Annotated in this window: 13 protein-coding genes; 12 read left to right on the forward strand and 1 reads right to left on the reverse strand. The window is 66.7% G+C overall.

Annotated features, from left to right (window positions below; all coding sequences use genetic code 11):
- Nucleotides 1-368: 368 nt before the first annotated feature.
- Nucleotides 369-677 carry an encapsulin-associated ferritin-like protein gene (locus EV691_RS12575; protein WP_131297295.1) on the forward strand — a complete coding sequence of 103 codons (309 nt, stop codon included), beginning with the start codon at nt 369-371 and terminating at the stop codon, nt 675-677.
- Between the two features lie 111 nt (nt 678-788).
- On the opposite strand, the gene EV691_RS12580 is transcribed toward EV691_RS12575, so the two are convergent.
- Complete coding sequence (locus tag EV691_RS12580; RefSeq protein ID WP_131297296.1) at nt 789-1088, reverse strand: hypothetical protein; 300 nt, start codon at nt 1086-1088, stop codon at nt 789-791.
- A 226-nt stretch (nt 1089-1314) separates the two neighbouring features.
- Between EV691_RS12580 and EV691_RS12585 the strand changes: the two genes are divergently transcribed.
- The 11 genes from EV691_RS12585 to alaS all read left to right on the forward strand — a co-directional run bounded on the left by EV691_RS12585 (nt 1315) and on the right by alaS (nt 15172).
- A complete protein-coding gene (locus tag EV691_RS12585) occupies nt 1315-2076 on the forward strand; it encodes a hypothetical protein (RefSeq protein ID WP_232487114.1) in 762 nt (253 codons plus the stop codon).
- Between the two features lie 215 nt (nt 2077-2291).
- Nucleotides 2292-2654 (forward strand): phage holin family protein, encoded by a 363-nt coding sequence (locus tag EV691_RS12590; protein WP_039807590.1) that lies wholly within the window; start codon nt 2292-2294, stop codon nt 2652-2654.
- On the forward strand, nt 2651-3427 hold the full coding sequence (locus EV691_RS12595) for a DUF3618 domain-containing protein (RefSeq protein ID WP_039803044.1): 777 nt from the start codon (nt 2651-2653) through the stop codon (nt 3425-3427). The genes EV691_RS12590 and EV691_RS12595 overlap by 4 nt, the downstream gene beginning before the upstream one ends.
- 341 nt (nt 3428-3768) lie before the next feature.
- A complete protein-coding gene (locus EV691_RS12605) occupies nt 3769-4596 on the forward strand; it encodes an HpcH/HpaI aldolase/citrate lyase family protein (protein ID WP_131297297.1) in 828 nt (275 codons plus the stop codon).
- A gap of 289 nt (nt 4597-4885) precedes the next feature.
- Entirely contained in the window at nt 4886-6847 is a 1962-nt protein-coding gene (acs, locus tag EV691_RS12610) for an acetate--CoA ligase (protein ID WP_131297298.1), read from the forward strand.
- A gap of 201 nt (nt 6848-7048) precedes the next feature.
- Nucleotides 7049-8023 carry a GlxA family transcriptional regulator gene (locus tag EV691_RS12615; RefSeq protein ID WP_131297299.1) on the forward strand — a complete coding sequence of 325 codons (975 nt, stop codon included), beginning with the start codon at nt 7049-7051 and terminating at the stop codon, nt 8021-8023.
- A gap of 223 nt (nt 8024-8246) precedes the next feature.
- Entirely contained in the window at nt 8247-9467 is a 1221-nt protein-coding gene (locus tag EV691_RS12620; RefSeq protein WP_131297300.1) for an aspartate aminotransferase family protein, read from the forward strand.
- Nucleotides 9468-9522: 55 nt separating this feature from the next.
- Complete coding sequence (gene aruF, locus EV691_RS12625) at nt 9523-10542, forward strand: arginine/ornithine succinyltransferase subunit alpha (protein ID WP_131297301.1); 1020 nt, start codon at nt 9523-9525, stop codon at nt 10540-10542.
- 34 nt (nt 10543-10576) lie between these two features.
- On the forward strand, nt 10577-11617 hold the full coding sequence (gene astA, locus EV691_RS12630) for an arginine N-succinyltransferase (protein WP_131297302.1): 1041 nt from the start codon (nt 10577-10579) through the stop codon (nt 11615-11617).
- A gap of 240 nt (nt 11618-11857) precedes the next feature.
- Entirely contained in the window at nt 11858-12136 is a 279-nt protein-coding gene (locus EV691_RS12635; RefSeq protein ID WP_039803059.1) for a topoisomerase II, read from the forward strand.
- Between the two features lie 411 nt (nt 12137-12547).
- On the forward strand, nt 12548-15172 hold the full coding sequence (alaS, locus tag EV691_RS12640; protein WP_131297303.1) for an alanine--tRNA ligase: 2625 nt from the start codon (nt 12548-12550) through the stop codon (nt 15170-15172).
- Nucleotides 15173-15220 lie beyond the last annotated feature (48 nt).

The raw sequence follows: 15220 nt of genomic DNA on the forward strand, positions 1-15220 counted from the left end.
GCTCGAACGCTACAAGACGCAGCTCAATCCATTGATTTGCTTGAGGGAGGCGCTAGGGCGAGTAGCTATGCAACAACTAACTCAGACATAGCCAAGGGGTAAGTACGAGGTACGGCGAGCGCCAGCCGCCGGGTCTTTACTTCATCGAGCGGCTGTCTGTCGGGGGCTGCGCGCGAGGCTGCCCCATACCTGGGGTGCAACCAAGCGGCTCTGCGGGGAGTCTACAGGCTTTGACGGCATGCGCCCTGAGTGCGGCTGCGAGTGGCTGAGCCCCGCAGGTCCGCACCGTGCAAGGGCGGCTGTCTTCAGTGTCTTCATATCGGGCGAATCGAGCGGGTTGCTTCGCTTAAACCCACAGGAGAAAGGATATGTCCAGCGTCGGTTATCACGAGCCCATCGAAGAGCTTTCCGCCGAAACCCGCGACATGCACCGGGCCATCGTTTCGCTGATGGAGGAACTCGAAGCCATCGACTGGTACAACCAGCGGGTCGATGCCTGCCGGGACCCGGAGCTCAAGGCCATCCTCGCGCACAACCGCGACGAGGAGAAGGAACACGCATCCATGGTGCTGGAGTGGATTCGCCGCAAGGATCCCAAGTTTTCCGGCGAGCTCAAGGAGTATCTGTTTCGCGAGGGACCGATCAACCACGAGGACGACGCTCAGGCGTCCGGTTGAGCGCGCCCGGCGTGCAGTGGCCGATCGCAGGCCGGCTCCGTCCGGGGACAGGCTCGCGGCCGCCGGAGCCGGGCCTGGCGATCCCCTGCGCCCGGTGCGCCGGGTGAGCGCTCAGTAGTAGTAGTTCGCCTTCCCCTGGCTCTCGACTTTGGCTGTCGCCTCTTCCAGCTCCTGCGAGCGCTGCTCGTAGGCTGCGCATTCGTTGGGGAGCGCCTCGGCAGTGTCTTCGGGCTGCATTCTCCGCACTTCCCTGTAGATCTCCCTAGCTTTCTGCGGATCGCTCGCGGTGAGCATGTGCACGTTGGCGGCGAGTTCCCGCGCCTTGACGGAGATGTCATCCGGGGTGCAGGCGAAACTGGACAGGGAAGCCAGCAGGGCGCTGGCTGCGGTGAGTCCGAGCAGGGCTTTCATGGGCTTTCCCTCCGTTCGACGGGTTTTTCGGTGGATTGCCAACGTGTCGAAAAAGTTCAGAAGACGGCGCCGATCGCCGTCGAGCCGGAGTTCATCGTTTCGCTCGAACTCCGCTGGAAAGGGCCGGTCACCTGATAGGAGGGACGCACGTTAAGAAGGCTGTTTTTCCGACATTGCACCACCTCCTGCGCGGGACACGGGATCGGTGGCTTGCAGAGAAATCGAGGTGGACAAGATCATGCCCAGACCTACTGAGCGCACTCCACGATCCAACGGCCGCAAAGGCTTTCCGGCAGGCAATGTTTTCCAGGAGCTGCCTGAGGAGGCAGTCGATTCGCAGCGCAGCGAAGCCAAGCGGCAGGGCAGAAGCAGGGACCCTCTGGAAACCTATACCCAAACTGCTGCGGATGAGCTGGAAAAGATTGCCGAGGGGGCCCGCGCGGCGGCCTGCGAGCTCGAGGAACAGGACGAGCCGACGCTGTCGACCTATGTGCTGGACGCCGCCGATCACCTGTTCAAATTCGCCGATCAGCTGCGCGGCAAGAGTGCCGAGCAGCTGTTCCACGAGGCTGACCGCCTGGCCAGGGACAACCCGGCGTTGTTTCTCGCCGGCAGCGTTGCCGTCGGCTTCGGCCTGACCCGTTTTGCCCGCGCTTCCGGGCGCCGCTCCCTGCAGTCCGCCCGTCCGGCGGAAGGCGGACTGTTCCGGCCGGCCTCCGGCAGCGCCCTCGACCAGGCAGGACCCGGGCTTGGGCCGAGCGCTGGCCAGGCCGCCCCGGACCTCACCGGGACCACGGTTGCCGCCACGCAGGGCGGCACCGTCAGCACCGCCAAAACCCCCGGCAGAACCACCCAGCCGTTGTCGCCCGGCGACATCGGCCAAGGTAGCCAGGGGATGACCGGCACCGCCCAGGCAGGCGCCCATGAAAGCGCAGGTCCGGCCAGCCAACAAAACGACAAAGGCCCGAACGGAGGAACGAAGCGATGAGCGAATCGACCGGCAACCGGAGCTACCCGCCGAGCCAGGCCAGACCCGACGACATGACCACGCCCGAGACATCCCGGCCGGAAACCGTCCGGCCTGAGACGGCGCAAGCCAGGCCCGCACGGCCCGAGGCGATACGGCCGGACCCGGTGCAGCCCAGTGCCACCATTCACCCCCATACCGCCCGCACCGAGGCCGAGGCGGGCGGCAACAGTATCCTGGGCCTGCTTGGCCAGCTGGGCCGGGAGCTGCCCTCGCTGGTGACCAAGGAGCTGGCCCTGGCCAAGGTCGAGATCAGCGAATCGATCAACGCCACCAAGGCCGGCATCATGTCCCTGGCCGGCGGCGGCGCGGTGCTGCTGGCCGGCTTCATCATTCTCCTGCAGGCGGCGGTCTACGCCCTGAGCCAGGTGATGGACGCCTGGCTGGCGGCGCTGATCGTCGGTGTGATCGTGATGGCGGTCGGCTATGTGATGGTCCAGGGCGGCAAGAAGAGGTTCGCCCCGTCCTCGCTCAAGCCGTCGCGCACGCTGCACAGCCTGCAGAAAGACAAAGCCGCCATCCGGGAGGCAACCCCATGAGCACGCAGAGCAGAATCGACCTTGAAGCGCAGAAGGGACCGGAAACCCTGGAGCGGGAAATCGACCAGCAGCGCGCGGAAATCAGCAACATCGTGCATGCCCTGGAAAACCAGCTGTCCCCCGGCGAGTTGCTGGACAAGGTGCTGGGCTATAGCAAGGGACATGGCGGTGAGTTCATGTCCAACCTGTCCAGCACGGTCGCCGCCAATCCGCTGCCGACCGTGCTGACCTCGGTCGGGCTGCTGTGGCTTATGGCCAGCCAGCGGCGCACGTCGACGCGTCTGGTCCATGCCGGCGAGGAAGGGATGGAGCCGGGCGCTCCTTCCCTGACGGAGAAAGCCAGGCAGCGGGCCGCCGGCCTTCGCGAGAAGGCCGGGCATCTGGGCGAGGAGGTGAGCGACACGCTGGGCTCGGCACGGCAGCACCTGAGCGACTCCAGCCAGCATGTCGCCGAATCCCTGCGCCATCGGGCACAGCAGGCACGGGGCGGCTTCGACACCCTGATGCACGAGCAGCCCCTGGTGCTGGGGGCGCTCGGCATCGCGGTCGGGGCGCTGGTCGCCGGCGTGCTGCCGACCACCCGCCAGGAGGATAAACTGCTCGGCGAGGCCAGCGACCAGTTGACCGACACGCTCAAGGTCAAGGTTGAGGAGGGACGCGAGGCAGCCACCGAACTGGGCCTGGAAATGGCCGACCGGCTGCGCGAGCGGGTCGCCACGTCTCACTCCGGAACAGGGCCGCAGCAGCCCGGGTTGAGTGGTGGAGCTGTCTAGGCCGGAGACTTCCGCGCGACAGTGGCCGACTGTTAGACCTTGGTGCAATCCCGTGTCCAGCGGACTGTCGGATATAAAGGCAAGGTCCTGGATCAGGAGATTCGATCCAAGTGTTTTGTTTGCATTCCTAGTGGAATGATGGGCGGGCGACCTCGGGTCGCCCTCTTTTTTGTCCGCTTCCGCCACATCTCTCCGTCGTCTCGCGACTTCCCTCCTTCCCGTTTCGCCGATATTCCGCCGCCGAGCTTGCGATGCGCGGGGTGGCGCGCTTTGATCGTCCGGCGCGATCCCGGCTTCGGGCATCATGCATTTCCCATAACGAGAACAAGCGAGAGACCTCCATGCATCCAGCCCCCATCCGTTCCGCCCTGTTCGTCCCGGCCAGCCGTCCGGAGCGCATTCCCAAGGCGCTGGCCAGCGGTGCCGACGCGGTCATCGTCGATCTCGAGGATGCGGTCGAGGAAGACCTCAAGGCCGAAGCCCGCGCCAGTCTGGACGCCTTTCTGAGCGACCACCCGCAGGCCCGCCTGCTGGTGCGCATCAATGCCCCGGTCCATCCCCAGCAGGCCACGGATCTGGAGCTGTGCCGCCGCCAGCCGGGCATTCTCGGCGTGGTGCTGCCCAAGGTGGAGAGCGCGGTGCAGGTCAGCCTGGTAGCGGCAGCCGGCAAGCCGGTGTGGCCGGCCGTGGAGAGCGCCGCGGGGGTGAATGCCCTGCCGGCGATCGCCCGCGTTCCGGGCGTCGAGCGGCTGACCTATGGCGGCCTCGACCTGGGACTGGATCTGGGACTGGCCGCCGGCAGCGAGGGCGGCGAGCGGATCATGGATCAGGTGCGCTACGCGCTGCTGCTGCAGTCGCGCACTGCTCGCCTGGCGCCGCCGCTGGAAACCATCTTCCCGGCCATCCAGGACTCCGCCGGACTGGCCCGGCGCGCGCGCCAGGCCTGCGACATGGGCTTCGGCGGCCTGCTGTGCATCCATCCGGGTCAGGTCGCCGTGGTCCACGAGGCCTTCATGCCCGGCGCCGAGGAGCTGGCCTGGGCCCGGCGGGTCATGATGGCCGCGGCTTCCGGCGAGGGGGTGTTCGTGGTCGACGGGCAGATGGTCGACGCCCCGGTCGTGGGCCGGGCCCGACGCCTGCTGGAGCGGGCCGGCCAGGCGCCGGCCTGAGCGCCTGCGGGCGGTGGCTTTGCCTGGGGAGGCAGGCGATGGATCGGCTTCGCGCCGATCCACCTGCGGCCCGGCAGCGCATATGCTTTTCTTGGGGAGTTCGAAGGCCCGTTTCCCGCGGGCTGGAAGCGTGGCCTTGTCCGGCCCCGGTAGCTTCTTTTGGTCAATTTGCGTTAAGACCATTGTCGAATTTTGTAGCTAATGTCAAGAAGCTAGAAGAAGCTACTGTCAAGAGGCTAGAAGTTGCAGCCAATAAAAATAATTTTGTTTTTCGCGAGGAAAACTCCTTATGTGCGCCGCTTCCCTGTATCCGGTACGTCCTGAAGTTGCTGCCCAATCCTTTACCGACGAGGCCTCCTACAAGGCCATGTATCAGCAGTCGGTGATCAACCCCGATGGCTTCTGGCGCGAGCAGGCCAGGCGTCTGGACTGGATCAAGCCGTTCACCAAGGTCAAGCAGACCTCCTTCGACGACCACCATGTCGATATCAAGTGGTTCGCCGATGGCACCCTCAACGCCTCCTACAACTGCCTGGACCGTCACCTCGAAGCGCGTGGCGATCAACTGGCGATCATCTGGGAAGGCGACGATCCGTCCGAGCAGCGCCTGATCACCTACCGCGAACTGCACGAGGAAGTCTGCAAGTTCGCCAATGCCCTGCGCGGCCAGGACGTTCATCGCGGCGACGTGGTGACCATCTACATGCCGATGATTCCGGAGGCCGTGGTGGCCATGCTGGCCTGCGCCCGCATCGGCGCGATCCATTCGGTGGTGTTCGGCGGCTTCTCTCCGGATGCACTGGCCGGGCGCATCGCCGACTGCAAGTCCAAGGTGGTGATCACCACCGACGAGGGGCTGCGTGGCGGCAAGAGGGTTCCGCTGAAGGCCAACGTCGACGAGGCGCTGACCAATCCGGATACCTACAGCGTCAACAAGGTGATCGTCTGCAAGCGCACCGGCGGCGGCATCAAGTGGCACTCGCATCGTGACATCTGGTACGAGGACCTGATAAAGGTGGCCGGCAGCGTCTGCGCACCGAAGGAAATGGGCGCCGAGGAGCCGCTGTTCCTTCTCTATACCTCGGGCTCCACCGGCAAGCCGAAGGGCGTGGTGCACACCACCGGTGGTTACCTGCTGTACGCCTCGCTGACCCATGAGCGGGTGTTCGACTACCGTCCGGGCGAAGTCTACTGGTGCACCGCCGATGTGGGCTGGGTCACCGGCCACAGCTACATCGTCTATGGTCCGCTGGCCAACGGCGCCACCACGCTGCTGTTCGAGGGCATCCCCAACTACCCGGACGTGACCCGCATTTCCAAGGTCATCGACAAGCACAAGGTGAACGTCCTCTACACCGCGCCGACCGCCATCCGCGCCATGATGGCCCAGGGCAAGGCGGCGGTGGAGGGCGCCGATGGCTCCAGCCTGCGCCTGCTCGGCTCGGTGGGCGAGCCGATCAACCCGGAAGCCTGGCAGTGGTACTACGAGAACATCGGCCAGAAGCGCTGCCCGATCGTCGACACCTGGTGGCAGACCGAAACCGGCGGCATCCTGATCAGCCCGCTGCCGGGGGCCACCGCGCTCAAGCCGGGCTCGGCGACCCGTCCGTTCTTCGGCGTGCAGCCGGCGCTGGTGGACAACCTGGGCAACCTGATCGAAGGGGCAGCCGAAGGCAACCTGGTGATCATCGACTCCTGGCCGGGCCAGGCGCGCAGCCTGTACGGCGACCATGACCGCTTCGTCGACACCTACTTCAAGACCTTCAAGGGCATGTACTTCACCGGCGACGGCGCTCGCCGCGACGAGGACGGCTACTACTGGATCACCGGTCGCGTCGACGACGTGCTGAACGTCTCCGGGCACCGCATGGGCACCGCCGAGATCGAGAGCGCCATGGTCGCCCATCCGCAGGTCGCCGAGGCGGCGGTGGTCGGTATCCCGCACGACATCAAGGGGCAGGGCATCTACGTCTACGTCACCCTGAACGACGGGGTGCCGGCTTCCGAGGCGCTGCGTCAGGAGCTGAAGGCCTGGATTCGCCGTGAAATCGGCCCGATCGCCACACCGGACGTGATCCAGTGGGCGCCCGGCCTGCCGAAGACCCGCTCGGGCAAGATCATGCGCCGCATCCTGCGCAAGATCTCCGTCGGCGAGTACGACGGACTGGGCGATATCTCCACCCTGGCCGATCCGTCGGTGGTGCAGCAACTGGTCGACATCCATCGCGACATGCGGGCCGCCTGCGCCTGACCGGCCACGCCCGCTCCAGCGACGCCCCGCCCCGGCTCCCGCCGCGGCGGGGCGTGGCGTTCGATTTTCGGGGGGTACAGGGCGGGCAGGGCCGCGCGGTCGTTCGCCCGGTCCTGCTAGAATGCCGCTCGTCTTTGCCGGAGCCTGTGCTGCCGGCGAGGCTTGTTCAATGTCCGGCCCCCGGAAGCTTCGTCGCCCGCCATGACTGTCCATCGAATCGGTATTCTCCTCTGGCCCGGGACCCGGCCCCTGACCCCGGCCCTGGTCGAGGAGGCCCTGCAACTCGCCATCCATCTGCAGCCGCAGGTGCGCTACGAGTGGTGCTTCCTGCAGGCCGAGGTGCCGCAGGAGGGCGAATGGCGCCTGCCTGGCGTGCCCTGGGAAGGCCGCCTGGGGGGCTTCGACAAGCTGTTGCTGCTGGCCGACGCGCCGCCCATCCGTGTGGCGCCGCCGCTGGCCGCGGCGCTCAGGCAGGTGGCGCGCGAGGGCTGTCAGCTCGGCGGGCTGTCTGCCGGGGTCTATCCACTGGCCCAGCTCGGGCTGCTCGACGGCTACCGGGCGGCGGTGCACTGGCGCTGGCAGGAGGATTTCGCCGAGCGCTTTCCGCGGGTGATCGCCACTGCTCATCTGTTCGACTGGGACCGCGACCGTCTCACCGCCTGCGGCGGCCTGGCGGTGCTCGATCTGCTGCTGGCGGTGCTGGCCCAGGACCACGGCGCCGAGCTGGCCTGCACCGTCAGCGAGGAGCTGGTGGTCGAGCGCATCCGCGAGGGTGGCGAGCGCCAGCGGGTGCCGCTGCAGAACCGCCTCGGCTCCAGTCATCCGAAGCTGACCCAGGCGGTGCTGCTGATGGAGGCCAATATCGAGGAGCCTTTGACCACCGACGAGATCGCCCAGCACGTCTGCGTCTCGCGGCGCCAGCTGGAGCGCATTTTCAAGCAGTACCTGAACCGGGTGCCGAGCCAGTACTACCTGGAGCTGCGCCTGAACAAGGCCCGCCAGCTGCTGCTGCAAACCGGCAAGTCGATCATCCAGATCGGCCTGTCCTGCGGCTTCTCCTCCGGGCCGCATTTTTCCAGCGCCTACCGCGGCTTCTTCGGCACCACCCCGCGGGAGGACCGCAACCAGCGGCGTGCCGGCGGCCAGTTCGAGTCGACCGCGCCGGCCGAGCCGTGATCTGGAGCGCCATCGGCTCCCGGCCGGGGGATTTTTTCTGTCGAGCCGCTTTTTCCGCGGCGTACAGCGTTTAAACTGCGCCTCCTGATGCTTTCCGCGCTGTCGCCGGAAGGCGGGGACCCTGCAAATGGCGCCGCACCAGGTTGTCGTCTGGCGAGAATACCCGCCGCAGGGGCGTTTCCAGAATCCTTCTTCGCTAGCCTACCGTGGCAGGAGTTTCCCGATGTCCGTTGAGCATGCTCAGGTGCAACGCGCCGATTTCGACCAGTTGATGGTCCCCAACTATGCCCCTGCCGCCTTCATTCCGGTGCGCGGCCAGGGCTCGCGAGTCTGGGATCAGAGCGGTCGCGAGCTGATCGACTTCACCGGCGGGATCGCGGTGAACTCCCTGGGTCACTGCCATCCGCGGCTGGTGGCGGCGCTGACCGAGCAGGCCGGGAAGATCTGGCATGTCTCGAACATATTCACCAACGAGCCGACCCTGCGCCTGGCGAAGAAGCTGGAGGACGCCACCTTCGCCGACCGGGCGTTCTTCTGCAACTCCGGCGCCGAGGCCAACGAGGCGGCCTTCAAGCTCGCCCGGCGCGTCGCCCACGACCGCTTCGGGCCGCAGAAGTGCGAGATCATCTCCGCGCTGGACAGCTTCCACGGGCGTACCTTCTTCACCGTCAGCGTCGCCGGCCAGCCCAAGTACTCCGACGGTTTCGGGCCGAGGCCCGAAGGCATCACCCATGTCCCCTACAACGACCTGGCAGCCCTGGAGGCGGCGATTTCCGAGCGGACCTGCGCGGTGGTGCTGGAGCCGATCCAGGGCGAGAGCGGCATCCTCCCGGCCCAGCAGGCCTACCTGGAAGGCGCGCGCCGGCTGTGCGACCAGTACAACGCGCTGCTGATCTTCGACGAGGTGCAGACCGGCGTCGGCCGCACCGGCGAACTCTTTGCCTACATGCACTACGGCGTGGTCCCGGACATCCTGTCCACCGCCAAGGGGCTGGGCGGCGGCTTCCCGATCGGTGCCATGCTCACTCGCACCGACCTGGCCAGGCACTTCCCGGCCGGCGTGCACGGCACTACCTTCGGCGGCAACCCGCTGGCCTGCGCGGTGGCCGAGGCGGTGATCGACGTGGTCAACACCCCGGAGGTGCTGCAGGGGGTGAAGGACAAACACCAGCGCTTCAAGACCCGTCTCGAGGCGATCGGTGCGCAGTACGGCATCTTCAGCCAAGTGCGCGGCATGGGCATGCTGATCGGCAGTGTGCTGAGCGAGCCTTGGAAGGGCAGGGCCCGCGACCTGCTGGTCGCTGCCGAGCAGGAGGCCCTGATGGTGCTGCAGGCCGGCGCCGACGTGGTGCGTTTCGCGCCGAGCCTGGTGATCGAGGATGCCGACATCGACGAAGGGCTGGAGCGTTTCGAGCGGGCCATCGCCCGGCTGGTCCGCGGCTGATCGGCGCAAGACACGGGACGCTGCGCTCCAGCCCGTCCCCAAGGAGTGACGCCCCATGCTGGTGATGCGCCCCGCGCAAATGGCCGATCTGGCCGAGGTTCAGCGTCTGGCCGCGGACAGTCCGATCGGCGTCACTTCGCTGCCCGACGATCGCGAGCGCCTGCGCGAAAAGATCGCCGTGTCCGAGTCCTCGTTCGCCGCGGAGGTCAGCTTCAGCGGCGAGGAGCGCTACTTCTTCGTCCTCGAGGAGCCGGGTAGCGGGCGTCTGCTCGGCTGCTCGGGGATCGTCGCCTCGGCCGGCTATTCCGAAGCCTTCTATAGCTTTCGCAACGAGACCTTCGTGCACGCCTCGCGCGAGCTGAAGATCCACAACAAGATCCATGTGCTGTCGATCTGTCACGACCTGACCGGCAGCAGTCTGCTGAGCAGCTTCTATATCGAGCCGACGCTGGCGCACACGCCCTGGGCCGAGCTGATCTCCCGCGGCCGCCTGCTGTTCATGGCCAGCCATCCGGAGCGCTTCGCCGACGCCGTGGTAGTGGAAGTTCTCGGGCCGAGCGACGACCGGGGCGACTCGCCGTTCTGGGACGCGGTCGGCCGGCACTTCTTCGACATGAGCTACGCGGCGGCCGAGCGCCTGTCCAGCCTGCGCAGTCGTACCTTCCTCGCCGAGCTGATGCCGCACTACCCGATCTACGTGCCGCTGCTGCCGGATGCCGCCCAGGAGGCCATGGGCCAGGTCCACCCGCGTGCGCAGATCAGCTTCGACATCATGACCCGCGAGGGTTTCGAGACCGAGCATTACATCGATATCTTCGACGGTGGGCCGATCCTCCATGCGCGCACCGCCGGCGTCCGCTCGATCGCCCGCAGCGCCGTGGCGCCGGTGGCCATCGGTGCCAGCGAGCGTGCCGCCGGCCGGACCTACCTGCTCAGCAACGGCGGCCTGCAGGATTTTCGCGCCAGCCTGGTCGAGCTGGACTGGACGCCCGGCCAGCCGCTGACGCTGAGCGCCGAGACGGCTGCGGCCCTCGGCGTCGGCGAAGGCGACAGCCTGCGCCTGGTAGCCCTGTGAGCGGCCTTGCGCTCGTGATACTGGCGGAGGAAACATGATCGTTCGTCCCGTGCGCAACGCCGACCTGCCCGCGCTGATCGACCTTGCCCGCAGCACTGGCGCAGGTACCGGCCTGACCTCGCTGCCGTCCAACGAGGAACGCCTGGCACAGCGCGTCGCGATGGCCGAGCGGAGCTTTCGCGGCGAGGCCGCGAAGGCCGACGCCGACTATCTGTTCGTGCTGGAAACCGACCAGGGGCGGATCGCCGGCATCGCCGGGCTGACCGCCGCCGTGGGGCTGCGCGAGCCCTGGTACAACTACCGGGTCGGGCTGACCGTCAGCGCCTCGCGGGAGCTGGAGCTGTACCGGGAGATTCCCACGCTGTTCCTCGCCAACGACCTGACCGGCAATTCCGAACTCTGCTCGCTGTTCCTCCAGGCCGAGCACCGCAGCGGGCTGAACGGCCGCCTGCTGGCGAAGTCGCGTCTGCTGTTTCTCGCCGAATTCCGCACTCTGTTCGCCGACAAGGTGATTGCCGAATTGCGCGGCATGTCCGATGCCAACGCCCGCTCGCCGTTCTGGGAAAGCCTCGGCCGGCACTTCTTCCGCATGGAGTTCCGCCAGGCCGACTATCTCACCGGAGTCGGCAATCGTGCCTTCATCGCCCAGCTGATGCCGAGGTTTCCGCTCTACAGCTGCTTTCTCTCCGAGGAGGCGCGTGCAGCGATCGGCCGTGTGCACCCGCACAGCGAGCCGGCGCTGGCGATGCTCCGGGCGGAGGGCTTCAGCTATCAGGGCTATGTCGACATCTTCGATGCCGGTCCGGTGGTCGAATGCGAAACGGCGAAGATCCGTGCCGTGCGCGACAGTCAGACCTTGGTGCTGGCGGTCGGTACGCCAGGGGACGAGGCCGAGCCCTACCTGATCCACAATCGACAACGCCAGGACTGTCGGATCACCGCCGCTCCGGCACGGGTGGCGGCCGGTACCCTGGTGGTCGATCCGCCGACCGCCAGGCGCCTGCAGCTCTGCGCCGGAGCCCAGGTGCGTGCGGCGCCGCTCGCTGTTGCCCAGCCGCGCGGAGACGGGCGATGAATTTCGGCAGGCTGTCCTGGAGCAGCCTGGCTTTCCTGCCCGGGCAGAGGCCTTTCGATCCGGAGGCGGCCGCCCGCCGGACCCTGGCGAAGACGAAGGTGCTGCATGGCCTGGCCGATCCCCGAGTTGTGCGCCGAGTGCCGCGGACGAGCTGACGCGGCCCCCGGGATTAGGCCCCGTCTATCCTTTTCAAATCGACCGAACCCGCCGCCTGTGGCGGTCTACCCCTGGAGCTGAACAATGACCGATGCCCTGCAACTCGTTCTCGAAGACACCGATGGTACCCAGCTGGAAACCTCCTGCACCCGTTTCGCGGTGATCTGGCAGGGCCGCGAGCTCTGGGTTCAGCAGGTCAATGGCCAGCTCCTGATCGGCGTGGATGTGGAGGAGGGCGATACCGAGTACGCCAACCTGCTGCTGCGCCCGATGGCCACCAACCTGGTCAGTCTGCAGCTGGAGATGGAGCCGGCCGAAGCCGGTGATGACGACCATGTGCATGGTCCCGAGTGCGACCACTGACCGTCCCGTCGTTCCCCGGCCTGTGGTAGTCCGAGTCCGCCGACGGCAACTTCCGCGCTGGCGCAGGGCAGGCTGCTCGAGCTGACGCCTGGAAGGCGTTCCGCCCGCCTGCAAGAGCGGAGGCTGGATGCATTGCCTCGAGCCTCCGCTCCGCGGCGTGCATGCGGTTTATCCGGGCCATGCATGCGACTGTCGCTCCTGCTCGACAAGCGCGGGGCGGTTCGTGCCGGCCGGCGTTACCTGAACCATGATCCCAACGCCTGTTCGGCGGCCGGCATCCGGGGAGCGGCTGCCTGTGGCAGCTCGGATCCGCTGATGGAAGAAAGCGCTACCGTGGTCGCACGGGGCCGATATAATGCGTCCCTTTGCCAATCTTGCCGTGGCCGCAGTTTTCTCTGGACCCATTCATTTATGAAAAGCGCAGAAATCCGTGAAGCCTTCCTCCGCTTCTTCGAAGAGAAGGGGCACACCCGTGTGGCCTCCAGTTCGCTGATTCCGGCGAACGACCCGACCCTGCTGTTCACCAACGCCGGCATGAACCAGTTCAAGGACTGTTTCCTCGGCCTGGAAAAGCGTGCCTACACCCGCGCCACCACCAGCCAGAAGTGCGTGCGTGCCGGCGGCAAGCACAACGATCTGGAGAACGTCGGCTACACCGCCCGTCATCACACTTTCTTCGAGATGCTGGGCAACTTCAGCTTCGGCGACTATTTCAAGCGCGACGCCATCGCCTATGCCTGGGAGTTCCTGACTTCGCCGAAGTGGCTGAACCTGCCCGCCGAGAAGCTCTGGGTCACCGTCTATGCCAGCGATGACGAGGCCTACGACATCTGGACCCGGGAAGTCGGCGTGCCGGCCGAGCGCATGGTGCGCATCGGCGACAACAAGGGTGCGCCCTACGCTTCCGACAACTTCTGGGCGATGGGCGACACCGGTCCCTGCGGCCCGTGCACCGAGATCTTCTACGACCACGGCGAAGGCATCTGGGGCGGCCCGCCCGGTTCCCCGGAAGAGGACGGCGACCGCTACATCGAGATCTGGAACAACGTGTTCATGCAGTTCAACCGTACTGCCGACGGTGTGCTGCACCCGCTGCCGGCGCCCTCGGTGGACACCGGCATGGGCCTCGAGCGGATCAGCGCGGTGCTGCAGCATGTCCACTCCAACTACGAGATCGACCTGTTCCAGAACCTGCTGGCCGCCTCTGCGCAGGCCATCGGCTGCGCCAACGACGGCGCACCGTCGCTCAAGGTGGTGGCCGACCACATCCGTTCCTGCGGCTTCCTGATCGCCGACGGCGTGACCCCGTCCAACGAGGGCCGTGGCTACGTGCTGCGCCGCATCATTCGTCGCGCCTGCCGCCACGGCAACAAGCTGGGCGCCAAGGGTGCCTTCTTCCACAAGATCGTCGCCGCGCTGGTCACCGAGATGGGCGATGCCTATCCGGAGCTCAGGCAGCAGCGGGCACAGATCGAGCGCGTGCTGAAGAACGAGGAAGAACAGTTCGCCAAGACCCTGGAGCAGGGCCTGAAGATCCTCGAGCAGGACCTGGTCGAACTGCAGGGCAAGGTCATTCCCGGTGACGTGGTGTTCAAGCTCTACGATACCTACGGCTTTCCGGTCGACCTGACCGCCGACATCGCCCGCGAGCGCGAGCTGTCGATCGACGAGGACGGCTTCGAGCGCGAGATGCAGGCCCAGCGCGAGCGCGCCCGTTCGGCCAGCGCCTTCGGTCTCGACTACAACAGCCTGGTTAAGGTCGACGCCGACACCCTGTTCACCGGCTACGAGGGTACCTTCGGTCAGGGCCAGGTGGTCGCCCTGTTCAGGGATGGCGCTGCCGTCGAGCAGCTCGGCGAAGGCGAGGAGGGCGTGGTGGTGCTCGACCGCACCCCGTTCTATGCCGAGTCCGGCGGCCAGGTCGGCGACTGCGGCTACCTGAGTGATGCCGGCGGCGTGCGTTTCGACGTGCGCGACACCACCAAGGTCGGCGGTGCTTACCTGCACCACGGCGTGGTCGCCGAGGGTGGCCTGCGTGTCGGCCAGACCCTGGAGGCGCAGGTCGACGGTTCGGTGCGCGGCGCCACCGCGCTCAACCACTCCGCCACTCACCTGCTGCATGCCGCGCTGCGCCAGATCCTCGGCGAGCATGTGCAGCAGAAGGGTTCGCTGGTCAACAGCCAGCGCCTGCGCTTCGACTTCAGTCACTTCGAGGCAGTGACCGCGGAGCAGATCAAGGTCCTGGAGGCGCTGGTCAATGCCGAGATCCGCAAGAACAGCACGGTGGAAACCGAAGTCACCGATATCGACTCGGCGAAGAAGAAGGGCGCCATGGCCCTGTTCGGCGAGAAATACGGCGACAGCGTGCGCGTGCTGAGCATGGGCGATTTCTCCATCGAGCTGTGCGGTGGCATCCATGCCAGGCGCACCGGCGACATCGGTCTGTTCAAGATCGTCAGCGAGGGCGGCGTGGCCGCCGGCGTGCGCCGTATCGAGGCGGTGACCGGCGCGGGTGCGCTGGACTACCTGAACGGCGCCGAGGAGCAGCTCAAGGAAGCGGCGGCGCTGGTCAAGGGCAGTCGCGACAACCTGCTGGACAAGCTGGCCGGTCTGCTGGAGCGCAATCGTCAGCTGGAGAAGGAGCTGGAACAGCTGAAAGCCAAGGCTGCCAGTGCGGCCGGCGACGATCTGGCCGCCTCGGCCATCGGAGTCGGGGGTGTACAGGTGCTGTCCGCCCGCCTCGACGATCTGGACGGCAAGGCCCTGCTGGTGCTGGTCGACCAGTTGAAGAACAAGCTGGGCAGTGCGGTGATCCTGCTCGGCGGCGAGTTCGAGGGCAAGGTCGTGCTGGTCGCTGGCGTCACCCAGGACCTGGCCGGCAAGCTCAAGGCCGGCGACCTGATGAAACAGGCGGCGGCGGCGGTCGGTGGCAAGGGCGGCGGTCGTCCGGACATGGCCCAGGGCGGTGGCACCGAGGCCGGCAAGCTGAACGAGGCGCTGGCGCTGGTCGTGCCGTTCGTCGAGCAGGCTCTGTAACGGCCCGCCTCCCGATCCCGGGCCGCGCCGGCCGGCCTTGGCAGTCGG

The sequence above is a fragment of the Azotobacter chroococcum genome (assembly GCF_004339665.1).
Taxonomy (GTDB): Bacteria; Pseudomonadota; Gammaproteobacteria; order Pseudomonadales; family Pseudomonadaceae; genus Azotobacter; species Azotobacter chroococcum.